Below are 18,332 nucleotides of genomic sequence, written 5' to 3' on the forward strand. Positions count from 1 at the left end.
TCGCCCCGGAATGACAAGCTTCACTAGCTTTCGCCCCGCGCCTTCGACAAGTCCGGAAAATCCTCCTCGCGGAATTCGCGGCCGCGCAGCGGATCCTCGCGATCGTCGTCGCGTTCGAGCCGCCGTAGCTGCACGCGCCGGATTTTGCCAGAGATCGTCTTCGGCAGCTCGGTGACGATTTCGAGGCGGCGGATACGCTTGAACGGAGCCAGCCGGCTATGCAGATGCCTGAAGATGGAGAGTGCCGTCTCCGGCGTCCGCTCCGTGCCCGAGGTCAGCAGCACGAAGGCCTTGGGAACGGCAAGGCGGATCGGATCCGGGCTCGGCACCACCGCGGCTTCCGCGACGAGCTCGTGCTCGAGCAGCACGCTCTCGAGCTCGAACGGGCTGATGCGGTAATCGGACGACTTGAATACGTCGTCGGAGCGGCCGACGAAAGTGAGATAGCCCTCGTCGTCCTCGAATACGACGTCGCCGCTGCGATAGAGCTCACCTTCGGCGCCGGACAGCTTGCCATCGTCGCCCTGGTAACCCTGCATCAGGCCGGCGGGGCGATCGGTGCCCAGCAGCAACGTGACCTCGCCTTCCCTGGCGGGATGGCCGTCGGCGTCGCTGATCTGCACGCGATAGCCCGGCAGCGGCCGGCCCATCGAACCGATCTTGATCTTCTGGCCCGGCGAGTTGCCGGCGAGCGCAGTGGTTTCGGTCTGACCGTAGCCGTCGCGGATGGTGAGGCCCCAGGCCGCCCGCACCTGGTCGATCACTTCAGGGTTGAGCGGCTCGCCGGCGCCACAGACCTCGCGCAGGGCCACCTTGAACGAGGCGAGGTTCTCCTGGATGAACAGCCGCCACACCGTCGGCGGCGCACACAGCGTGGTGACGCCGCAGCGGCCGATGGTGGCCAGCAGGCCCTTCGCATCGAAGCGCGGCTGGTTGACCACGAACACGGTCGCGCCCGCGTTCCACGGCGCGAAGAAGCAGCTCCAGGCGTGCTTGGCCCAGCCGGGCGAGGAAATGTTGAGATGGACGTCGCCGGGCTTCAGCCCGATCCAGTACATGGTCGAGAGATGGCCGACGGGATAGCTGCGCTGGCTGTGCCGGACGAGTTTCGGCTTCGCCGTCGTGCCAGAGGTGAAATAGAGCAGCATCGGGTCGTCGGCGTTGGTTACACCATCGGCAGCAAAACTTTCGGAAGCCTTTGCCGCGTCATCGTATGACAGCCATCCGTCGGAGGCCGCGCCGACCGCGATGCGAGCGATGTTTTCTGCACCAAGGCTCGCAAACTTCGCGACCTGATCCTCGGCGGCAACCACTGCCTTGGCCTTGCCGCGATCGAGCCGGTCGCGCAGCTCATCCGCGGTGAGCAGCGTGGTCGCGGGAATCACGACGACGCCGAGCTTCATCCCCGCCAGCATGGTCTCCCACAGCGGAACCACATTGCCGAGCAGCAGCAGTAGATGATCGCCACGCTGCAAGCCTTGCGCGCGGAGAAAATTCGCGACCTGGTTGGAGCGCTTGGAGAGCGCAGCAAAGGACAGCTTTGTCTGGCGATCCTGCGCGGCATCGACGATCCAGAGCGCGGGACGATCCCTGCTCTCCGCATTGGTTGCCAGCTCGGCGTCGAACCAGTCGAGCGCCCAGTTGAAGGGGACCGGATCCGGCCAACGGAAGTCTTTGACCGCCGTCTCGTAATCCGTGCGATGGTGCAGAAGGAACGCGCGCGCTTCCTGGAATGTCGTCATCAAGCTTTCCCGGCCAGACTCTAACGTGCTTGATAATTCCGGAAAAATCCACCCCACCCTGGCCGGCTGCGTCGAAAGACTGATAGATCTCCTGCGCATGCTTGCCGAGCGGCGTGGCGGCGCCGGCAGCCTTGGCGGCATCCTGCGCCAGCGTCAGATCCTTCACCATCAGCGCCGAAGCGAAGCCCGGCTTGTAGTCGTTGTTGGCGGGCGAGGTCGGCACCGGGCCCGGCACCGGGCAATAGGTCGTCAGCGACCAGCACTGGCCCGAGGAGGTCGAGGCGACGTCGAACAGCGCCTGATGCGAAAGGCCGAGCTTCTCGCCGAGCGCAAAGGCCTCGCTGACCGCGATCATGGAGATGCCGAGGATCATGTTGTTGCAGATTTTTGCCGCCTGGCCGGCGCCGGCGCCGCCGCAATGCACGATCTTCTTGCCCATGTTCTCCAGCACCGGCTTGGCCGCGGCAAAGGCCTTTTCCTCCCCGCCGCACATGAAGGTGAGCGTCGCGCCCTTGGCGCCGCCGGTACCGCCGGAGACCGGCGCATCGACCGAAAGCACGCCGTGCTTCGCCGCCAGCACATGCGCGGCCCTCGCGCTCTCGACGTCGATCGTAGAGCTGTCGATGATCAGCGCGCCCCTGGTCATGGCGGGAACGACCTCGTTCCAGACGCCGAGCACGTGCTTGCCCGCGGGGAGCATGGTGACGACGACATCGGCGCCCTTCACCGCGGCGGACGCGCTGTCGGCAATGCCGGCGCCATCGGCCCTGGCCTGATTACGCGAGGCTTCGACGAGGTCGAATGCCACCACCTTGTGGCCGGCCTTGACGAGGTTAGCCGCCATCGGGCCGCCCATATTGCCGAGACCGATGAATGCGATCGTGGCCATTGTCGTTTCCTCCGCTGTCGCGTTGTCAGTTGAACTTCAACTCATCAGTGCCGATCTCAGCGAGATACGGCGCCAGCATCTCCGGCGTCACATCCTCGATTCTTCGCGGCGACCAAGTCGGGTTGCGGTCCTTGTCGATCACGGCGGCGCGTACGCCCTCGCGAAAATCATCGCTGCGGAAGACTTCCAGCGCAGCGCGGTATTCCCGCACCAGACATTCCTCCAGGCTCGATGAAGCGCGCGCGAGCCGCAAGAGCTTCAACGTCACCACCATGCCGCGCGGCGATTTTTCGTTGAGAGTCTTGAGCGTGGCCAGCGCGAAGTCCGAGCCGTCGCGCTCGAGCGCCGCAACGATGTCCTCCATGCGGTCGAATCCGAACAGCGCGTCGATGGCAGGCTCCTTCGCCGCCACCGGCCCCCCGGCCTCGGCGGTTGAAAGGCTGCTGATGAGCTTGCTGACCTCGACGGCGGTCGCGCCGGAACGCAGCTTCGTCAGGGCCTCGCGCAGCTCGGGCAACTTCAGCGCCGGCACGACCCAATCGGCGAACTTGGCATGGATCGCATCCGGCCCATTCATGGTCTGGCCGGTCAGCCCGAAATAGGTGCCGATCTCGCCCGGCGAATGCGACAACAGATAGGTGCCGCCGACATCGGGGAAGAAGCCGAGACCGACTTCGGGCATGGCCAGCTTGGTGCGATCCGTGACGACGCGGTGGCTGGCATGGGCGGACAGACCGACGCCGCCGCCCATCACGATGCCGTCCATGAAGGCGACATACGGCTTCGGGAATTTCTTGATCCGGGCGTTGAGGATGTATTCCTCGCGCCACAGGATCTTGCCGAGGTCGCCGTTCACCTTCGAGCTCTCCCAGAGCGCGCGGATGTCGCCGCCGGCGCAGAGCCCACGCTCGCCGGCGCCTTCCAGCACGATCACGGCGACTTCAGGATCGGCTTCGAAGCGATCGAGTGCCTTCTCGATGTCGCGAAACATCTCCAGCGTCACGGCATTGATCGCCTTGGGACGGTTGAGCCTGATGATGCCGGCCGCCCCCTCGACGCGGGCGATGAGATCGCCCTCTTCCACCCCGCTCATCGCGCGCCCTCGATCAGTTTGCGCGCCACGATGAGCCGCATGATTTCATTGGTGCCTTCGAGGATCTGGTGCACGCGCAGATCGCGCACGATCTTCTCGATGCCGTACTCGCTGAGGTAACCGTAGCCGCCGTGAAGCTGCAGCGCATGGTTGGCGACCTCGAAACCGACATCGGTGCCAAACCGCTTGGCCATCGCGCACAGCATGGTGGCATCGGGGTCCTTGCGATCCAGCGCCGCAGCCGCCCGCCACAGGAAGGTGCGCGCAGCCTCGAGCTCGATCGCCATGTCGGCGAGGCGGAATTGCAGCGCCTGGAATTCGTCGAGGCGCTTTCCGAACGCCTTGCGCTCCTTCATGTAGCTGCGCGCCTTGTCGAGCGCGGTCTGCGCGCCGCCGAGCGAGCACGCCGTGATGTTGAGGCGGCCGCCGTCGAGGCCGGCCATCGCGATCTTGAAGCCTATGCCCTCCTCGCTGAGCCGATTGGCCACAGGCACGCGGGCGTTCTCGAACATCACCGCGCGGGTCGGCTGCGCGTTCCAGCCCATCTTGCGCTCGTTGGCGCCGAAGGAGACGCCCGGCGTCTTGCCGTCGATGACGAGGGTCGAGATGCCGCCGGGGCCATCACCGCCCGTCCGCACCATCGCCACCAGCAGATCGGTGCCGCCGGCGCCGGAGATGAACTGCTTCTGGCCGTTAAGGACGTAGTGGTCGCCGTCGCGCACGGCGCGGGTGCGCAACGCCGCGGCGTCCGAGCCGGCGCCCGGCTCGGTCAGGCAGTAGCTTGCGATCAGCTCCATGGTGCACAGCTTTGGCAGCCATTGGTGGCGCTGGGTGTCGCTGCCGTAGGCGTCGATCATCCACGACGCCATGTTGTGGATGGAGATGAACGCCGAGGTGGTCGGGCAGCCCGTCGCCAGCGCCTCGAAGATCAGCGCCGCGTCGAACCGCGTCATGGCGGAGCCGCCGACATCGTCGCGGATGTAGATGCCGCCCATGCCGAGCGTCGCAGCCTCGCGCATGACGTCGACGGGGAAATGCTTCTCCTCGTCCCAGCGCAACGCATGCGGCGCGATCTTTTCCGCCGCAAACGCCAACGCCATGTCGCGGATTGCGATCTGATCCTCGTTCAGAGCGAACTGCATGCTGGGCTGCTCATTGTTCTCGTCATTGCGAGGAGCTCGTGACAAAATTGCGGAGCAATTTTGCACTGAAGCGACGAAGCAATCCAGACTGTATCCGCGGTGAGATCCTGGATTGCTTCGCTGCGCTCGCAATGACGGGCTGGGCTACAGCCTTACTTCATCAGCGGGATCGAGAATTCCGCACCTTCCTTGACGCCGGACGGCCAGCGCGAGGTCACGGTCTTGGTCTTGGTGTAGAAGCGGACCGAATCCGGGCCGTGCTGGTTGAGATCGCCGAAGCCCGACTTCTTCCAGCCGCCGAAGGTGTAATAGGCGATCGGCACCGGGATCGGCACGTTGATGCCGACCATGCCGACATTGACCCTGGCCGCGAAATCGCGCGCGGCATCGCCGTCGCGGGTGAAGATGGCGACGCCGTTGCCATAGTCGTGCTCCGACGGCAGCGCCAGCGCTTCCTTGTAGTCATGCGCACGCACCACGGAGAGCACCGGGCCGAAAATCTCTTCCTTGTAGATCCGCATGTCCTTGGTGACGTTGTCGAACAGCGAGCCGCCGAGGTAAAAGCCCTTCTCATAGCCCTGCATCTTGAAGCCGCGGCCGTCGACCGCGAGCGTCGCGCCTTCCTTGATGCCGATGTCGATATAGCTCTTGACCTTCTCGACCGCCTCGCGCGTGACCAGCGGGCCGTAATCGGCGGACGGATCGATCGAGGTGCCGATCTTGAGGCTCTCGACCCGCGGGATCAGCTTTTCCATCAGACGGTCGGCAGTGGACTTGCCGACGGGGACCGCGACCGAGACGGCCATGCAGCGCTCGCCGGCCGAGCCGTAGCCGGCGCCGATCAGCGCGTCGACCGCCTGGTCCATGTCGGCGTCGGGCATGATGATGGCATGGTTCTTGGCGCCGCCGAAGCACTGGCAGCGCTTGCCGGTCTGCGCGGCGCGCTCGTAGATGTACTGCGCGATCGGGGTGGAGCCGACGAAGCCGATGGCCTTGATGTCGGGATCGTCGAGGATGGCGTCGACCGCTTCCTTGTCGCCGTTGACGACGTTGAGGATGCCGGCCGGCAGGCCTGCTTCCATCATGAGTTCAGCGAGCAGCATCGGCACGCCGGGATCGCGCTCCGACGGCTTGAGGATGAAGGCGTTACCGCAGGCGATCGCCGGCGCGAACTTCCACATCGGTATCATCGCCGGGAAATTGAACGGCGTGATGCCCGCGACGACCCCAAGCGGCTGGCGCATCGAATAGATGTCGATGCCGGGGCCGGCACCTTCGGTGTACTCGCCCTTCATCAGGTGCGGGATGCCGCAGGCGAACTCCGCGACCTCGAGGCCACGCTGGATGTCGCCCTTGGCGTCCGGCACGGTCTTGCCGTGCTCGCGGGCCAGCAGCTCGGCGAGCTTGTCGTAGTCGCGCTGCACCAGCTCGAGGAACTTCATCATGACGCGGGCGCGGCGCTGCGGGTTGGTGGCGGCCCATTCGGGCTGCGCGGCGCGCGCGTTCTCGACGGCGGCGCGGACCTCGGCCTTGGACGCCAGCGCCACCTTGGCCTGAACGTCACCGGTCATCGGCTCGAAAACGTCGGCGGTGCGATTCGAGGTGCCCTTGACCTCCTTGCCACCGATGAAATGTCCGATTGAACGCATGGAATGATCTCCTGGGGTCCGAGCCTGAACGCTTTGACAAATCCTATTGACCTGCATTTTATAGGATTCAAGTCTGAGATAATGCACCATAGATGTGCGAAAATGCTGGATCAAGGCGCTATCGACTGGGACGACTTTCGCTTCGTGCTGGCCATCGTGCGGGGCGGCTCGGTCTCGGCTGCGGCAAAACAGCTGGGCGTCGACCATGCCACGGTGATCCGCCGGGTCGACCGGCTGGAAAGGCACCTTTCGGCAAAACTGTTTGACCGGCGCAAGACCGGCTACCTCCTCACCGAGGCCGGCCAGCGCGTCGCCGACAGCGCCGAAGCCATGGAATCCACCATCGTCGCCAACCAGGAGCAGGTCGGCGGCTCGGTGGCGCGGCTGACCGGCACGGTGCGGATCGGGGCCCCCGATGGCTTCGGCACCGCCTTCCTGGCGCCGCGACTGGCACCGTTTGCCGACCGGTACCCCGATCTCGATCTGCAATTGGTGGCGACCGCGCGGCTGTTCAGCCTCTCCAAGCGCGAGGCCGATATCGCCATCAGCCTGACCATGCCCAAGGAGGGCCGCATCGTCGGCCGCAAGCTGCTGGACTACCGCCTCGGCCTCTATGCCGCGCCCGCCTATCTTGACCGCTTCCCAAAGATCACCTCGCGCGAGGTGCTGCCGCAGCACCGCTTCGTCGGCTATATCGAGGAGCTCCTGTTCACGCCGGAGCTCGATTATCTGCCGCAGGTGTCGCCGCGGATCTCCGCGCGCTTCCGCAGCGCCAATCTGATCGCCCAGCTCAATGCCACCCTCTCCGGTTTCGGCATTGCGGTGCTGCCCCACTTCATGGCGAACGACTATCCGCAACTGGTTCCGGTGCTGCCCGACGAGATCTCGATCACGCGCACGTTCTGGATGCTGATGCACGCCGACAGCAAGGATCTGGCGCGGATACGCGCGGTGGCGGATTACATCGGCGAGATCGTCGAGCGCGAGCGGGCGCTGTTCGCGGGCCGGTAGCGACGGAGCGCAGGGTGGGTTAGCCGTGCAGATGCGCGAAGCGCATTTGCACGGCGTAACCCACCTCTTCTGTCTCCGGATAAGCTCAGTGGTGGGTTACGCCTCGCAGACTGCGCGTTGCGCAGCCCGCAAGTCTAACCCACCCTACAGGATCTATCCTAGCTCTTCGCCTTCTTCGCCGCCGCCACCTTCGGCTCGCGCTTTGCACCCTCGAGCGCAACGTCCCTACCGGCCTTCAGCACCTCGTCGGACAGCTCGCTGGAGCCGGCGATACGCGCGAGCAGCATGGTGCCGGCCATCGTCGCCAGCGTCGCGATCGCCTGCTTGCGTGCGGCCTTGCGCGGCAGGTTCGGGATATACTCCGCCAACAGCTCGATCATCTCGTCGAGCTTGCCGGCAAAGGCCTTGCGCGCCTTCGGGCTCTCGCGGGCGATCTCGGCACCGAGGGCGGGAATCGAGCAGCCATGACCGGGATTGTCGCGATGCAGCGCCGAGAGATAGGCCTCCGCGATCAGCGCCAGCCGCTTTTCCGGCGAAACCTCGTCGGTGATCTTGCGCCAGTGCTCCATCGAGCGGTCCATCGCATAACCGAACGCCTCGATCACCAGCGCCTCGCGCGAATCGAAATGCGCGTAGAAGCCGCCATGGGTCAGGCCGGCCTCCTTCATCAGATCGGCGACGCCGATGCCGTGGGCGCCCTTCTCGCGTAGCCGCACGGAAGCCTTCCTGACGATGCGGTCGTGGGTTTCCTGCTTGTGTTCCCGGGAATAGCGCATGCGTGTCTCATTGGATGTCGGAAATCATCTCATAACACGCGGAGGCCGAATTGGCTGCATTAATTCATGTCAAGTTGCTTCCGATCATCGAAAAGGTTGCAGTTGCATGCACCGCGAGGACGCCCCTGCCGTCGCGGACGAAACCTTCGGTGTAGCTGGTCTGCCGCCCCAGCTTGATCACCTTACCTTCGGCCGAGATCAGCCCGGAACGGACCGAGAGCGGACGCAGGAACGCCAGCTTCAAGTCGAGGGTCACCGAGCTCTGGCCGGCCTCGAGCCGGGTCGAAATCGCACAGCCCATGGCGGTATCGAGCAGCGCCGCGGCGGTCGCGCCGTGGATGAGGCCGATGGTGTTCTCGAGATCCTCACGCGGCTCCAATTCCATGACGATCCGCCCCGGCTCGACCACGGCCATGGTGAAGCCGATCAGTTTCGCGAAAGGCGGCGGCGGCAGCCGGCCGTCGCGAATGCCCAGCATGGCGTCCATGCCGGACAGCGCCATGGCCGCTCTCGCCACCGGCGCAGGCACCTGCCAGTCCACCACGCGCTCACGCCGCTGCGCCGGCGAAAACAGGTCGAGTTGATCGCTAGGGGTCATGGCCGCCTCTTCATATGATGACCCTCATACTACGTCACGGACTTCCCGCAGGCAACTGCCGGCTTGACAAGCTGGGGGTTTCGGCCCGGAAGTGACTCCGACCGCTGCGCCTCGTGCGCGCCACCCAAAGCCGACCGGGATCCCACCATGGAAATGCTCAACCCCCATTGCGGCGTAACGCGCGATGCGCGCGGCGTCGTCCATGTCGCGATCTGCAACGCCGGCCCGCTCAACATTCTCGGCTCGCCGGTGACCGGCGCCGTGCGCGAGGGCCTGCAGCAGCTTTCCTCCGACCGCAGCATCCGCGTCGTGGTGCTGCGCGGACAGAGCGAGAGGAGCATGATCGGCGGCGCCGACATCAAGGAGATGGCAAAACTCGACCAGGCATCGGCCGAGGTCTTCATCAGCCGCCTGCGCGATCTCTGCGAGGCCGTGCGCCAATTCCCCACGCCCGTGATCGCGCGGATGCCCGGCTGGTGCCTCGGTGGCGGGCTGGAAGTGGCGGCGGCCTGCGACTTCCGGATCGCCGCCCATGATGCACATTTCGGCATGCCGGAGGTACGTGTCGGCATCCCCTCGGTGATCCACGCGGCCCTGCTGCCGCGCCTGATCGGCTGGGCCCGTGCGCGCTGGCTGGTGATGACGGCGGAGAATATCGACGCAGTCACCGCGCTGGCCTGGGGCCTCGTCAATAAGGTCGCGCCGGAGGGCGGGCTCGATGCCGAGGTCGAGCACCTCGTGGAGGCGTTGCTCGCATGCGGCCCCGAGGCGCTGCGGTCGCAGAAGGCGTTGCTGCGACAATGGGAGGAGCTGCCGCTGACGGAATCGGTGAATCTGAGCGTGAAGGTGTTCGGGCAGTCGTTCCTGACCGACGAGCCGACGCGGATGATGGCCGCCTTCGTGAACCGGAAGCGGTAGGACGCAGGTTTGCGTGCCCCGGACGCAGCGCAGCGCCCCTTTGCGGTGCGCTGCTGAGCCGGGGCCCAGCAGCACCGAGGCCGGCGCGAATTTGGGTCCCGGCTCTGCGTCGCAACATTGCACGTCGCGCCGCGTCCGGGACACGGACATCGCCGCCGCAACAAATCTCATCCTCATCACGACATTTTCTCATCCCGGCCGCGGTTGCATTTCCTGCGCCGCATCATATGATGACCATAATCTTACCCGCCATCGCCAGGGAGTTCCGTCATGGCCGAAGCCGCCGATCCCGTCGTCATCGTCTCCGCCGCCCGTACCCCGCTCGGCCGCTTCATGGGCGAATTGTCGCCGCTTGCCGCGCACAAGCTCGGCTCGCATGTGATCGGGGCGGCGCTGGAGCGCGCCACGCTCGCGCCGGAGAAGGTCGACGAGGTCTTCATGGGCTGCGTGCTGCCGGCAGGCCAGGGCCAGGCGCCGGCGCGGCAGGCAGCCCGCAGCGCCGGTTTGCCCGATGCCACCGGCGCCACCACCGTCAACAAGGTGTGCGGCTCCGGCATGAAGGCGACCATGCTGGCGCACGACATCATCCGCGCCGGCTCGGCCGACATCGTCGTGTCCGGCGGCATGGAGAGCATGAGCAATGCGCCGTATCTGCTGGCCAAGGCGCGCGGCGGCTATCGCGTCGGCCATGACCGCATCATCGATCACATGATGATGGACGGCCTGGAGGATGCCTACGAGACCGGTCGCTCGATGGGCGACTTCGGCGAGGCCACCGCGGAGGCCTACCAGTTCACCCGCAAGGACCAGGACGCCTACGCCATGGAGACGCTGACCCGCGCCCGCAAGGCGGTCGAGGGCGGCGCGTTCAAGGCCGAGATCGCGCCGATCACGCTGAGCGAGAAGGCGGGCCCCCGCATCGTCGCCAATGACGAGCATCCGTTGAAGGTCGACCCCGCCAAAATTCCGGGCCTCAAGCCTGCATTCCGCGCCAACGGCACGATCACGCCGGCGGCTTCCTCCGCCAATGCCGACGGAGCCGCGGCGCTGGTGCTGACGAAACGCTCGCTCGCCGATCGGAACGGCCTGCCGGTTCTCGCCGAGATCCGGGGTCACGCCACCCACAGCCAGGAACCGCAATGGTTCACCACGGCGCCGATCCCGGCGATCCGCAAGCTGCTGGACAAGGTCGGCTGGGCTGCCTCCGATGTCGATCTGTTCGAGATCAACGAGGCCTTCGCCGTGGTGGCGATGGCGGCGCAGCGTGACCTCGGCATTCCCCGCGACAGGCTGAACGTCAACGGCGGCGCCTGCGCGCTCGGCCATCCCATCGGCGCCACCGGCGCACGGTTGATCGTGACGCTGCTGCATGCGCTGGAGGCGCAGAACCTCAGGCGCGGCGTCGCCGCGCTGTGCATCGGCGGCGGCGAAGCCACGGCCATCGCCGTCGAGCGGTCGGGCCGCTGACGTCAATGTCTGAAATTGAGGGAAGTATGCCATTTCAGACTTCCCTCGCCTGTGCCAGATTGCAACGATGATGCGGGTCCTCGTGGGGCTCGACAACCATGATTGAGGCTCGATGATCTCGAACTGGCTCGCGGCAGCACTGTCCCGCCGCAACATCCATTACGGTTGGGTGATGGTCGGCGTGACCTTCCTTGCCGCGCTGATCAGCGCCGGCACGGTCGGCGCGCCCGGCGTGTTCATCGTTCCGCTGCAGAAGGAGTTCGGCTGGAGCACAGCGGAAATCTCCTCTGCGCTGTCGATTCGTTTCATCCTTTTCGGACTGATGGCGCCGTTCGCGGCCGCCCTGCTCAACCGCTATGGCCTGCGCAACGTCACGCTGGCCGCGCAGCTGATCGTCGTCTCGGCCCTCGTAGCCTCGCTCGGCATGACCGAGGTCTGGCAGCTCGTCGCGCTCTGGGGGTGGTGATCGGGATCGGCACCGGCATGACGGCCCTGGTGCTGGGCGCGACGATCGCGACGCGCTGGTTCGCGGCAAGACGCGGCCTCGTCGTCGGCATCATGACCGCGAGCGTCGCCACCGGCCAGCTCGTGTTCCTGCCGCTGCTCGCGAGCCTCACCGAACGCTACGGCTGGCGGCTCGCGCTCGGCTTCGTCTGCATCATGCTCGGCGTTTCCGCACTAGCCGTCCTGCTCGCAATGCGCGACCGGCCGAGCGATGTCGGCCAGCGACCGTTCGGCGACGAAGGCACCGAACCCCTGCCCGCACCGCCCGTCAGCCACAGCTCGATCACGGCGGTGGCGCTCGGCACGCTGGCCGATGCCTCGAAGTCGACGGCGTTCTGGATCCTGTTTGCGACCTTCTTCGTCTGCGGCGCCTCGACCAACGGTCTGGTCCAGGTGCACCTGATCCCGATGTGCCTCGATTTCGGCATCCCGCAGGTGCAGGCCGCCAGCCTGCTCGCCGCGATGGGCATCTTCGACTTCTTCGGCACCATCATGTCGGGCTGGCTGTCGGACCGCTACGACAACCGCCATCTGCTGTTCTGGTATTACGGTCTGCGCGGGCTCTCGCTGATCTTCCTGCCCTTCAGCGATTTCTCGTTTTACGGCCTCTCGCTCTTCGCGCTGTTCTACGGGCTCGACTGGATCGCGACCGTGCCGCCCACGGTGCGGCTCACCGCGCAGAAGTTCGGCCCCGAGCGCGCCAACCTGGTGTTCGGCTGGATCTTCGCCGGCCATCAGCTCGGCGCCGGCGCCGCGGCCTTCGGGGCAGGCTTCTCGCGAACGGTCTATCAGAGCTACCTGCCCGCGTTCTTCATCGCCGGCGCGCTCTGCGTGTTCGCCGCGCTGATCGTGCTGGCGCTGTCGCGGCAACCGAAGCCGCAGGCCGCGATAGCGTAAGGCGGCACAAGCATGTCTCCCCGGTGCGACGTGCACCGGTAGGACAGAGGGCGCTCAACTCCCTCCTGCTCGTCATTGCGAGCGCGTCGGCCTCTCCCGCAAGCGGGAGAGGCCGAGCAAGCTCGCGCCGACCGCATAAAGGCCAGCGATATCCTACCCTGGCCCCGGCATGTTGCCTGCGAACTGCGGATAGCACTCGCGCAGCTCCTCGCGGATCCGGCCCCGGATCAAGGCGAGTGTCGCCTCGTCCGGCGACGGCGTCGTGACCTCACATTGCTCGTTGTCGTACGCGAAGCCCGTCGTGCCGCGAATGTCGCGCCAATCATAACCGGGATGGGTGCTCTCGAGGCGAAAGCGTCCCGCCTCGCGCACGAAGGAAAACAGCGCCGCGTTGGTCAGCAGCGCATGCGGGCCGCCGCGCCGATAGACCGTCTCGTCGGTGACGCCGGGCGCAGACACGAAGTCGACGCGCTCCACCAGGGAGCGCAGGCTGTGCTCTTCCCGGAACAGGATGACCCGCGGAACGAGGAAATAGAGGTAGGCGGAGCCGAACGAGCCGGGCCATCTGACCGGATTGTTCGGATAGTCGCCGGCGCCGACGAGATTGACGTTGCCCTGGCCGTCGATCTGGCCGCCGCCGAGGAAAAAGGCATCCAGGCGTCCCTGCGCGGCGCAATCGAACAGCTCCTCGGCACCGCCGGTGAACGAATTGTGCTTGACCGAGCCGAGGATCGAGACCTGCAGGCGCTCCAGTCCGTCACGCTCGTTGAGCGCACGCAGCAGCATGGCCCCCGCCGCGGGCATCGGCGAGGATTGACCGACCGCAACATGCCGCACCCCCTTCAGCAGCCGCGAGATCGTATAGATCATCAACTCACGGCTGGTGCACGGCTCGCTCATGCCGCGCTCCCCGAACCCCGGATATAGGCCTGGAAGCCTTCCGGCGAGCGTGCCGCGCGCGCGTACTTCTCGACCTCCTGCCCGTCCCTGGGATATTCGGCGTAGAGCCCGGTGGGCCACCCGCCGTTCTTCAGCTCTGCCACCGCGCTGACGTAGATCGCCGGCAGGACGCCGGCGGCCATCTTCTCGTCTTCGAGCAGCGAGACTTCGGAAATGCGCTCGACGGTCACGAAGGCCTGCTTCGACGCGTGCGCCAGCAACATCACCTCGCGCCGGCGCCCCAGCCGGACGTTGCCGAAGCGATCCGCTTCGGGCGCATGAAACAAGGCGATGTCGGGCTGGATCGCCGAGACCGCCACGATCTTCTCGCCGTCGTCGAACGGATTGGACATCAGCTTCCAATCGTCCCGTTTCTTAAGGACGTCACTGCCGATGATGCCACGGATCGGCATGAACGGAACGCCCTTCTCGGCGGCCGTCAGGCCCGCGAACACCGCGGGACAGGTCGCGTCGCGAAGGCGAATCGATCCGTCGCGGACGGCCCGGCTGAAACATGGCGCGCCGCCCGCTTCGCCGAGACTGACGGCGCTCGTCTCCAGCGTCGCCACGGCACCGGCGCCGATGAGCATGTCGACCTGCATGCCGCCGATCGGCGCACAGACCACGTGCAGATCGCGGATGCCGCGCTCGATCAGCATCCGAACCAATCCCGGGGCCGCAGCGTAGTCGTCCGGTGCCAGGCCGAGCTTGCACCCAGAAGGTATCATCTCCGCCATCTGCTGCGGCGTTACGAAATCCGTCATGTCTCCACCTCTCCCTTCGCTTCCCAGGAGGCCGATCGAACAGGATCGACTTCCGGCTTCGCCCGCGGCACCTGAGCCGCGCAGCCCCCGATCGTGAACGTGCGGACTCGGTCAGCCGCGCCCCATGCCGTAGAATTCCGCGTTCGGACGCATGCTGGTGACGTTGGCAAGCCGGTTGGAGAGGCCGAAGAAGGCCGTGATCGCGGCAATGTCCCAGACGTCCTCTTCCGTGAACCCGTGCGATTTCAGCGTGGCGAAATCGGATTCGGAAACCTTGTAGGCCTCCGTCGAGACGCGGACGGCGAAGTCGAGCATTGCCTTCTGCCGATCGGTAATGTCCGCCTTGCGGTAATTGACCGCGACCTGATCGGCGATCAACGGATCCTTGGCGCGGATGCGCAGGATCGCGCCATGCGCGATGACGCAATATTGGCATTGATTGAGATTGCTGGTCGCAACCACGATCATTTCCCGCTCCGCCTTGGTGAGGTTGCCCGGCTTGTCCATGAGCGCATCGTGGTAGGCGAAGAACGCGCGAAACTCGTCCGGCCGGTGCGCGAGCACCAGAAAGACGTTCGGAATGAAGCCGGACTTCTCCTGGACGGCCAGGATACGGGCCCGGATGTCGTCCGGCAGGTCGGCGAGATCAGGGACGGGAAAGCGACTGATGGCGGGTGCCTGGGTCATGGCCTGAATATCCTTGGGCTCTTCTATGGGACTCCCCTCGCCTTCTTTGTCCTTGGGCCCGGTCATTGCAAGAAATCCACGGGGTGAATGCGTCGAGCGCGTCGGGGCGTCGTTCCTCGCAATCAATGCCCGCTTCGATGTCGCAAGGCAATGCGGGTTGCTGTAGACCAGCCCCGCGCGCCGGTGGCGGTCTGCTCAGGATCGGGTGGGGCAGTATCCGGGTTCGTCGAGGCCTGTGCCGCGCACGCGGTCTTCATACCGAGGGCCTGCCAGCGGCGAGCGTCTCGACGGACGGCCGCAAGCCAAAACCCGCTCCGAAATACGATAGCCCTGCCCGCTCGCGCGGGACTAGCAGGTCTTCTGCTGCAAATGCTGGACGCAGGTGCAGGTGGTCGATGTCGGATAAGTCGTGGAATACTTCACGTCGTAATAAGGCGGGCTGGAGGAGCCGCCGGGACCGTTGGTCGAGCAGCGCGGAAACAGGTAATAGCTGTCGGACAGCTTGACGGTGCCCGCGATGGTGAAACCGAGATTGGGCGTGTAGTCGTAGGACACTTCGCTCAGGATGAGTGAGATGTTGGCGTTGGTGGTGCCGCCCGGTGCGGTAAAGGACGACAAGGTCATGGCGGTCCCCGGCGTTCTCGCCCCCGACGCGCTGGTCGACTTGCTCCATTGTACCGTTGCGTTGCCGCTGCTGTCGGTCGAGACTTCCGAGACGGTAATCGTCATCAAGGAGGTGCTGCCATTCTTGATGGGATACGGCGCCATGATGGCGGTCGCAGCCGCGAGGATACCGTCCATTTGGCTTGGGCTAACGGACGTGTTCTGCGTGATCATGTCGGCAACACTGTGCGCGGTCGCGCTGACCTTGACGTTCATGGAGAGCGCGGTGCCGAGCTCGACGCCGCCGATGTAGAGCAACAGCATGAACGGCGTCACGATGGCGAACTCGGTCGCTGCAACGGCGCGGACATCGGTCAACAGGTGACGGGCGCGGGACGACAGGGCGGAGATCATCGGATGGCTCATGGCTCGTTCTGGAACGCGGCGGACGACATGATCAGCCGGTTGCCGTTGCTGAGGTTCGACAGGTTGAAGCCGAGCGGACCGAGGACGACCGGCCACTCGTACATGATGCGGAGCACGACGATATCACCGGGCTGGCCCGGGTTGAATTGCCAGACGTTGGAGACCTTGCCTGAGCCGTCGTAGGTTAGGGTCGGCATCGCCGTGTTCGCGGAGGTCCACGAGGTCGCCACCTGCATGTCGACCATGAGGCCGCTGCAGTTGAACAGGATCAGGATCTGGTCGCAGACCTTCTGCTTGAAGACGGCCTGAGTCATGTTCGCGGACTGAACCTGCCCGGTCATGACGAGGCGCGCCGACTGCCGCACGATGGTCTCGAGCGTCTGCTGGGCGAAGAAGACCAGAAAGGTCTGGATCAGCGCGATGACGAGGGCGAGGAACGGCGCAGCGACGAGCGCGAACTCGACCGCCGTAGCGCCGCTGCTATCCCGCGCGAAACCGGCGCAGCGATCGCGGCGTCTCCTCATTGTGGCGGCGGATCCGGACATGGCCTCTTCCTACTGCACGAGGCTGGCCGTGCTGGACGCAACCTTGATGAACAGGTCCGTCAGCGCCTTGCTGATGTCGCCGCCATTCTGAACGTTTGCGTACAGGCCCGGCGACGCACAGGATTTCAGCCGTTGTGCGATCGTGCCCGTCGACGAGGTCGGGTTGTTGAACTGCGCGATACGGCCGTTATACCAGCCGTCGCTCGGCAGTTGCAGATACTCGGTGTAGAGGACCGCGATACGGATGTTCCGACTCTTGATGGTATCGCATATAGCGGTGTTGAGAGGTTGCTGGCATCGCAAAGTCGAGGTGTTGGCCTGCGGAAGCGGATAGGTGGCACTGGGATCGCAGCTGCCCCCCGTCTTCGGAATCAGCTTGTCCTCGACGCCGTCGGTGACAAGGAAGACCACTTCCTGCGGCGTGCCGGCCGCGGTACCGTCGCCGGGATTGGGCATGATGGCATTGAGGTCCGTCAGCCCCTTCGAGATGTCGGTGCCGTAGTCGGTCGTGTAGATGCAGGCGCCCTTGCTGTCGAGAACGGGGCAGTTCTGATGGTCGACCTTCAGGAGCTGAATGTTGCCGATCTTCGTGCCGGCGGTGGTCGGGGTGGTCAGCGTCTGGATCGTATTCAAGGCGTAGTCGAAGGTGTAGATGGCGGCCTTGTAGGTCGTGTTGTTGATCGCCGACATGCACTGCATGACGCCGCCCGTGGTGCCCGACTGCGGACAGGTCCACGGCCCGACCATCAATTGCTTGACGGCGTTGGTCACGAGATCGATCCGCAACGTGATGTTGTTCGCACGCGCGACCGTGAGATTGTCCTTGTTCGTCGTGCTGGGATTTGCGTTGTTGGGATGCGCCTCGTGGCAGGCGAATGCGCAATTCTTCGCGTAAGTGGGCTGGTTCTTCGTGGCGAGAACCATGTTGTCGATGTCTTTCTGGGTGGCCGCCAGCGCCATCGACGGCGAATCGTCCAGCAACAGGTAGAAGTTCATGTTGGGGGCGCTGGACGCCTGCGCCGTCGCCGCCCCCGCCACCTTCCAGGTCTGCTTGCCGAGCACGCCGGGGAAATTGTTGACCGATTCCGCAGCGTAGGACACCGTGATGGTCCGCGACAGACCGACATCCGTGACCGTGACCGTCGGCGTCGGCACGGAGGCGAGCCGGGAAGCTTCGCCTTCGCAGCGAAGACGGCAGCCGCCGTGTTCCGGATGGTGGCCTCGTCGGTCTGCGTCAGCATCGCGGGCCGCACGGCTGCGATCGCGGCCGCATCGGCGGCTGCGTTCAGCTGCTCGCGCTTGCGCAAGGCCAGCGTGTAGTCGAGGGTCATGCCCAGAAGAAAGATGATAGGAACCATCGTCAGCGCGAAGATGATGGCGACGTTGGCCTTCCGGTCTGTCGCGAAACAGAGCATTGCGCGGCGGAGCATGTCGTTCATCCTGGCTGCCGTCGTTGCGGCAGCGGTCCTTTCCTGAAATCGCCGGACGAGGCTGCCGGGTTTCGATCCCGGCGCTCGCCCATCACAGGCGGGATATGACGATGGCTCTCTTAATCAACGCTTACGGGCAATCCGCAAACAGCAGCCGAAGCGGACCGGGATGTCTCATATCGAGAAGGCATCATTAATTTCGCTTGAATCCGGTCGCGGACATTGGCGCTAAACCCTAAGCATCGCCCCGTA

14 protein-coding genes and 3 pseudogenes are annotated in these 18,332 nt (G+C 65.2%); 4 read left to right on the forward strand and 13 right to left on the reverse strand.

All coding sequences use genetic code 11. The features are described 5' to 3' along the window. Positions 1-23: 23 nt before the first annotated feature. The 5 genes and pseudogenes from ACETMP_RS10325 to ACETMP_RS10345 form a co-directional block, all read right to left on the reverse strand. Positions 24-1,742 carry an AMP-binding protein gene (locus tag ACETMP_RS10325; protein WP_375160857.1) on the reverse strand — a complete coding sequence of 573 codons (1,719 nt, stop codon included), beginning with the start codon at positions 1,740-1,742 and terminating at the stop codon, positions 24-26. Positions 1,743-1,749: 7 nt separating this feature from the next. Beyond that, positions 1,750-2,640: pseudogene (gene mmsB / locus ACETMP_RS10330) on the reverse strand (3-hydroxyisobutyrate dehydrogenase); the annotation flags it as partial. Positions 2,641-2,656: 16 nt separating this feature from the next. After that, positions 2,657-3,724 (reverse strand): enoyl-CoA hydratase/isomerase family protein, encoded by a 1,068-nt coding sequence (locus tag ACETMP_RS10335; RefSeq protein ID WP_375160858.1) that lies wholly within the window; start codon positions 3,722-3,724, stop codon positions 2,657-2,659. Next, positions 3,721-4,866 (reverse strand): isobutyryl-CoA dehydrogenase, encoded by a 1,146-nt coding sequence (locus ACETMP_RS10340; RefSeq protein ID WP_375160859.1) that lies wholly within the window; start codon positions 4,864-4,866, stop codon positions 3,721-3,723. The genes ACETMP_RS10335 and ACETMP_RS10340 overlap by 4 nt, the downstream gene beginning before the upstream one ends. Before the next feature lie 152 nt (positions 4,867-5,018). After that, a complete protein-coding gene (locus tag ACETMP_RS10345; RefSeq protein ID WP_135163804.1) occupies positions 5,019-6,515 on the reverse strand; it encodes a CoA-acylating methylmalonate-semialdehyde dehydrogenase in 1,497 nt (498 codons plus the stop codon). A gap of 102 nt (positions 6,516-6,617) precedes the next feature. On the opposite strand from ACETMP_RS10345, the gene ACETMP_RS10350 reads away from it, so the two are divergent. Then, entirely contained in the window at positions 6,618-7,526 is a 909-nt protein-coding gene (locus tag ACETMP_RS10350) for a LysR family transcriptional regulator (protein ID WP_126261121.1), read from the forward strand. Positions 7,527-7,684: 158 nt separating this feature from the next. Here ACETMP_RS10350 and ACETMP_RS10355 read toward each other — a convergent pair whose 3' ends face one another. Together ACETMP_RS10355 and ACETMP_RS10360 are read right to left on the reverse strand one after the other, a co-directional pair. After that, positions 7,685-8,302, reverse strand: a complete 618-nt coding sequence (locus ACETMP_RS10355) for a TetR/AcrR family transcriptional regulator (RefSeq protein ID WP_375160860.1) — start codon at positions 8,300-8,302, stop codon at positions 7,685-7,687. A gap of 64 nt (positions 8,303-8,366) precedes the next feature. Further along, positions 8,367-8,900, reverse strand: a complete 534-nt coding sequence (locus ACETMP_RS10360) for a PaaI family thioesterase (RefSeq protein ID WP_375160861.1) — start codon at positions 8,898-8,900, stop codon at positions 8,367-8,369. Between the two features lie 147 nt (positions 8,901-9,047). Between ACETMP_RS10360 and ACETMP_RS10365 the strand changes: the two genes are divergently transcribed. The 3 genes and pseudogenes from ACETMP_RS10365 (at position 9,048) to ACETMP_RS10375 (ending at position 12,686) form a co-directional block, all read left to right on the forward strand. Continuing rightward, the gene (locus ACETMP_RS10365) at positions 9,048-9,818 is read left to right on the forward strand and encodes an enoyl-CoA hydratase (protein WP_375160862.1); all 771 of its coding nucleotides are present in this window, start codon (positions 9,048-9,050) and stop codon (positions 9,816-9,818) included. A gap of 270 nt (positions 9,819-10,088) precedes the next feature. Next, positions 10,089-11,285 (forward strand): acetyl-CoA C-acyltransferase, encoded by a 1,197-nt coding sequence (locus ACETMP_RS10370; protein ID WP_375160863.1) that lies wholly within the window; start codon positions 10,089-10,091, stop codon positions 11,283-11,285. Positions 11,286-11,397: 112 nt separating this feature from the next. Beyond that, positions 11,398-12,686: pseudogene (locus ACETMP_RS10375) on the forward strand (MFS transporter). A 153-nt stretch (positions 12,687-12,839) separates the two neighbouring features. Here the strand turns inward: ACETMP_RS10375 and ACETMP_RS10380 are convergent. The 6 genes and pseudogenes from ACETMP_RS10380 to ACETMP_RS10405 all read right to left on the reverse strand — a co-directional run bounded on the left by ACETMP_RS10380 (position 12,840) and on the right by ACETMP_RS10405 (position 18,080). Continuing rightward, a complete protein-coding gene (locus ACETMP_RS10380; protein ID WP_375160864.1) occupies positions 12,840-13,586 on the reverse strand; it encodes a CoA-transferase in 747 nt (248 codons plus the stop codon). Beyond that, entirely contained in the window at positions 13,583-14,389 is an 807-nt protein-coding gene (locus ACETMP_RS10385) for a CoA transferase subunit A (RefSeq protein WP_375160865.1), read from the reverse strand. The genes ACETMP_RS10380 and ACETMP_RS10385 overlap by 4 nt, the downstream gene beginning before the upstream one ends. A gap of 111 nt (positions 14,390-14,500) precedes the next feature. Continuing rightward, the gene (locus ACETMP_RS10390) at positions 14,501-15,076 is read right to left on the reverse strand and encodes a peroxidase-related enzyme (protein WP_375160866.1); all 576 of its coding nucleotides are present in this window, start codon (positions 15,074-15,076) and stop codon (positions 14,501-14,503) included. A gap of 348 nt (positions 15,077-15,424) precedes the next feature. Next, positions 15,425-16,093: a TadE/TadG family type IV pilus assembly protein gene (locus ACETMP_RS10395; protein ID WP_028135787.1), complete on the reverse strand. Its 669-nt coding sequence runs from the start codon at positions 16,091-16,093 to the stop codon at positions 15,425-15,427. Between the two features lie 8 nt (positions 16,094-16,101). Continuing rightward, positions 16,102-16,650 carry a TadE/TadG family type IV pilus assembly protein gene (locus tag ACETMP_RS10400; RefSeq protein ID WP_375160867.1) on the reverse strand — a complete coding sequence of 183 codons (549 nt, stop codon included), beginning with the start codon at positions 16,648-16,650 and terminating at the stop codon, positions 16,102-16,104. Between the two features lie 9 nt (positions 16,651-16,659). Further along, positions 16,660-18,080, reverse strand: a pseudogene (locus ACETMP_RS10405) (TadE/TadG family type IV pilus assembly protein). Positions 18,081-18,332 lie beyond the last annotated feature (252 nt).

Origin of the sequence: Bradyrhizobium dasycarpum (genome assembly GCF_042019905.1) — a bacterium.
GTDB lineage: Bacteria > Pseudomonadota > Alphaproteobacteria > Rhizobiales > Xanthobacteraceae > Bradyrhizobium > Bradyrhizobium japonicum_B.

Excerpts from the sequence above, each read along its gene's own strand:
- ACETMP_RS10325 (WP_375160857.1), bottom strand. The coding sequence starts at position 1,742 with ATGACGACATTCCAGGAAGCGCGCGCGTTCCTTCTGCACCATCGCACG.
- ACETMP_RS10385 (WP_375160865.1), bottom strand. The coding sequence starts at position 14,389 with ATGACGGATTTCGTAACGCCGCAGCAGATGGCGGAGATGATACCTTCT.
- ACETMP_RS10395 (WP_028135787.1), bottom strand. The coding sequence starts at position 16,093 with ATGATCTCCGCCCTGTCGTCCCGCGCCCGTCACCTGTTGACCGATGTC.
- ACETMP_RS10400 (WP_375160867.1), bottom strand. The coding sequence starts at position 16,650 with ATGTCCGGATCCGCCGCCACAATGAGGAGACGCCGCGATCGCTGCGCC.
- ACETMP_RS10340 (WP_375160859.1), bottom strand. The coding sequence starts at position 4,866 with ATGCAGTTCGCTCTGAACGAGGATCAGATCGCAATCCGCGACATGGCG.
- ACETMP_RS10335 (WP_375160858.1), bottom strand. The coding sequence starts at position 3,724 with ATGAGCGGGGTGGAAGAGGGCGATCTCATCGCCCGCGTCGAGGGGGCG.
- ACETMP_RS10350 (WP_126261121.1), top strand. The coding sequence starts at position 6,618 with ATGCTGGATCAAGGCGCTATCGACTGGGACGACTTTCGCTTCGTGCTG.
- ACETMP_RS10365 (WP_375160862.1), top strand. The coding sequence starts at position 9,048 with ATGGAAATGCTCAACCCCCATTGCGGCGTAACGCGCGATGCGCGCGGC.
- ACETMP_RS10380 (WP_375160864.1), bottom strand. The coding sequence starts at position 13,586 with ATGAGCGAGCCGTGCACCAGCCGTGAGTTGATGATCTATACGATCTCG.
- ACETMP_RS10370 (WP_375160863.1), top strand. The coding sequence starts at position 10,089 with ATGGCCGAAGCCGCCGATCCCGTCGTCATCGTCTCCGCCGCCCGTACC.
- ACETMP_RS10355 (WP_375160860.1), bottom strand. The coding sequence starts at position 8,302 with ATGCGCTATTCCCGGGAACACAAGCAGGAAACCCACGACCGCATCGTC.
- ACETMP_RS10390 (WP_375160866.1), bottom strand. The coding sequence starts at position 15,076 with ATGACCCAGGCACCCGCCATCAGTCGCTTTCCCGTCCCTGATCTCGCC.
- ACETMP_RS10345 (WP_135163804.1), bottom strand. The coding sequence starts at position 6,515 with ATGCGTTCAATCGGACATTTCATCGGTGGCAAGGAGGTCAAGGGCACC.
- ACETMP_RS10360 (WP_375160861.1), bottom strand. The coding sequence starts at position 8,900 with ATGACCCCTAGCGATCAACTCGACCTGTTTTCGCCGGCGCAGCGGCGT.